Source organism: Paeniglutamicibacter sp. ORCA_105 (assembly GCF_045798545.1).
GTDB classification, from domain to species: Bacteria; Actinomycetota; Actinomycetes; order Actinomycetales; family Micrococcaceae; genus Paeniglutamicibacter; species Paeniglutamicibacter sulfureus.
Map to the genome: position 1 here is coordinate 1 of NZ_JBIXLM010000080.1, position 3,692 is coordinate 3,692.

The following is a 3,692-nucleotide window of genomic DNA, read 5'->3' on the forward strand; positions in this document are numbered from 1 at the left end:
GACCTACTCTCCCACACCCTCCCGAGTGCAGTACCATCGGCGCAGTGGGTCTTAGCTTCCGGGTTCGGTATGGGACCGGGCGTTTCCCCCACGCTATGACCGCCGTAACTCTAGTACCGCCACCCAAAGCTGGTTTGGGTGTGGTGAATCTGTGGGTTACGACCATGATAGTTATGGTTGTGTTGTGGTGTTCCGCGAAAAACAAATTCGGGTTTGTTGTTTCGGGACCGTATAGTGGACGCAGCGTTTCTTGCCAACCACCGAACGTGTCGGTGGCGTGGTGTTTGTGGTTTAAGTTGTCGGCCTATTAGTACAGGTCAGCTTCACGAGTCTTTAGTCCTCGCTTCCACATCCTGCCTATCAACCCAGTGGTCTGGCTGGGGGCCTCTCACACTCAAAAGTGTATGGAAATCTCATCTCGAAGTGGGCTTCCCGCTTAGATGCTTTCAGCGGTTATCCCTTCCGAACGTAGCTAATCAGCGGTGCACTTGGCAGTACAACTGACACACCAGAGGTTCGTCCGTCCCGGTCCTCTCGTACTAAGGACAGCTCTTCTCAAATTTCCTGCGCGCGCAGCGGATAGGGACCGAACTGTCTCACGACGTTCTAAACCCAGCTCGCGTACCGCTTTAATGGGCGAACAGCCCAACCCTTGGGACCTACTCCAGCCCCAGGATGCGACGAGCCGACATCGAGGTGCCAAACCATGCCGTCGATATGGACTCTTGGGCAAGATCAGCCTGTTATCCCCGAGGTACCTTTTATCCGTTGAGCGACGGCCGTTCCACAACGTGCCGCCGGATCACTAGTCCCGACTTTCGTCCCTGCTCGAGCTGTCGCTCTCACAGTCAAGCTCCCTTGTGCACTTACACTCGACACCTGATTGCCAACCAGGCTGAGGGAACCTTTGGGCGCCTCCGTTACTCTTTAGGAGGCAACCGCCCCAGTTAAACTACCCATCAGGCACTGTCCCTGACCCAGATCATGGGCCGAAGTTAGGTGACCGGTACAGCCAGAGTGGTATTTCAACGATGACTCCACCCGAACTAGCGTCCGGGCTTCACAGTCTCCCACCTATCCTACACAAGCTGCACCGAACACCAATACCAAACTATAGTAAAGGTCTCGGGGTCTTTCCGTCCTGCTGCGCGTAACGAGCATCTTTACTCGTAGTGCAATTTCGCCGAGTTCATGGTTGAGACAGCGGGGAAGTCGTTACTCCATTCGTGCAGGTCGGAACTTACCCGACAAGGAATTTCGCTACCTTAGGATGGTTATAGTTACCACCGCCGTTTACTGGGGCTTAAATTCTCAGCTTCGCCCACAAGGGGCTAACCGGTCCTCTTAACCTTCCAGCACCGGGCAGGAGTCAGTCCGTATACATCGTCTTGCGACTTCGCACGGACCTGTGTTTTTAGTAAACAGTCGCTTCCCCCTGGTCTCTGCGGCCCACACCCGCTCCGAGGAGTAAATCCTCATCACGGGGCAGGCCCCCCTTCTCCCGAAGTTACGGGGGCATTTTGCCGAGTTCCTTAACCATGATTCTCTCGATCGCCTTAGTATTCTCTACCTGATCACCTGTGTCGGTTTGGGGTACGGGCGGCTAAAACCTCGCGTCGATGCTTTTCTTGGCAGCATAGGATCACCGAATCACCCCCCAAGGGGGGCGCCTATCGGGTCTCAGGCTATGTGAGTCGCGGATTTGCCTACGACTCGCCCTACATCCTTGGACCAGGTCAATTCCATTGCCTGGCTCGGCTACCTTCCTGCGTCACACCTGTTAATACGCTTACCTCCCTGGTTCGGGTCCCGCGCCGCACACCCGATACCGTTCCCGAAGGAACGATGGTGGGTGGTTGGGGCGGTTAGCATCACCAGTTCGGTATGGGCGGTTTTTCACCGGTACGGGAATATCAACCCGTTGTCCATCGACTACGCCTGTCGGCCTCGCCTTAGGTCCCGACTTACCCAGGGCAGATTAGCTTGACCCTGGAACCCTTGATCATTCGGCGGACGGGTTTCTCACCCGTCATTCGCTACTCATGCCTGCATTCTCACTCGTGTGGGCTCCACCGCTGGTTTACACCGCGACTTCACTGCCCACACGACGCTCCCCTACCCATCCACACGGCTGGACCACGAAGGCCTGCCAAATATGTGAATGACGCAACTTCGGCGGTGTGCTTGAGCCCCGCTACATTGTCGGCGCGGAATCACTTGACCAGTGAGCTATTACGCACTCTTTCAAGGGTGGCTGCTTCTAAGCCAACCTCCTGGTTGTCTTCGCAACTCCACATCCTTTTCCACTTAGCACACGCTTAGGGGCCTTAGTTGGCGTTCTGGGCTGTTTCCCTCTCGACTATGAAGCTTATCCCCCACAGTCTCACTGCTGCGCTCTCACTTACCGGCATTCGGAGTTTGGCTGACGTCAGTAACCTTGTAGGGCCCATTAGCCATCCAGTAGCTCTACCTCCGGTAAGAAACACGCAACGCTGCACCTAAATGCATTTCGGGGAGAACCAGCTATCACGAAGTTTGATTGGCCTTTCACCCCTACCCACAGCTCATCCCCTCCATTTTCAACTGAAGTGGGTTCGGTCCTCCACGCGCTCTTACACGCGCTTCAACCTGGCCATGGGTAGATCACTTCGCTTCGGGTCTAGATCACGCCACTAACTCGCCCTATTCAGACTCGCTTTCGCTACGGCTTCCCCACACGGGTTAACCTCGCGACGTAACACTAACTCGCAGGCTCATTCTTCAAAAGGCACGCTGTCACCCCAACAAGGAGGCTCCAACGGATTGTAAGCGCACGGTTTCAGGTACTATTTCACTCCCCTCCCGGGGTACTTTTCACCATTCCCTCACGGTACTTGTCCGCTATCGGTCATTGGGTAGTATTTAGGCTTACCAGGTGGTCCTGGCAGATTCAAACGGGATTTCTCGGGCCCCGTCCTACTTGGGATACTCTCACAAAGCGGCGGCACGCATTCGCACTACGGGACTCTCACCCTCTACGGTCCGGCATTCAAGCCGATTCGCCTATGCGCCCGCACCTCACTTCACCAGTCCGGCAGAACTGGTATGGAAAGTCCCACAACCCCGACCATGCAACGCCCGCCGGCTATCACACATGGCTCGGTTTAGCCCCATCCGCGTTCGCTCGCCACTACTAACGGAATCACTATTGTTTTCTCTTCCTGCGGGTACTGAGATGTTTCACTTCCCCGCGTTCCCTCCACACAGCCTATGTGTTCAGCTGCGGGTCATACGGCATGACACCGTACGGGGTTTCCCCATTCGGAAATCCTGGTCTCAACGTCCGGTTATCGACTCCACCAGGCTTATCGCAGATTCCCACGTCCTTCTTCGGCTCCCAATGCCAAGGCATCCACCGTGCGCCCTTAAAAACTTGACCACAAACATGATCAAAAATTTACATGAGCTTTATATTATTACAATCGAAAGAACCAAGAAAAACACACCCGAAAGTGCGTTCACCAGGTTCAATAATTCATAAGAAATTGCTATGCAAGACAAGGACAAAATCCCTGCCTCACAAGATGCTCGCGTCCACTATACAGTTCCCAAACAACAACCCCGTCACACCCACCACCAACACACCCCCCAAAAGAGGCTCGTGCGGCTTAGGCCATGCGCGGGACAATCCAGAAAAAACAAGAACCCAACCC

The 3,692-nt window shown here is 54.8% G+C and carries 2 rRNA genes; both read right to left on the reverse strand.

Annotated features, from left to right (window positions below):
- Positions 1 to 107 (reverse strand): 5S ribosomal RNA (rrf, locus tag ACIPUB_RS20020); the annotation flags it as partial.
- A 180-nt stretch (positions 108 to 287) separates the two neighbouring features.
- Positions 288 to 3,418: ribosomal RNA gene (locus ACIPUB_RS20025) — 23S ribosomal RNA — on the reverse strand.
- Positions 3,419 to 3,692 lie beyond the last annotated feature (274 nt).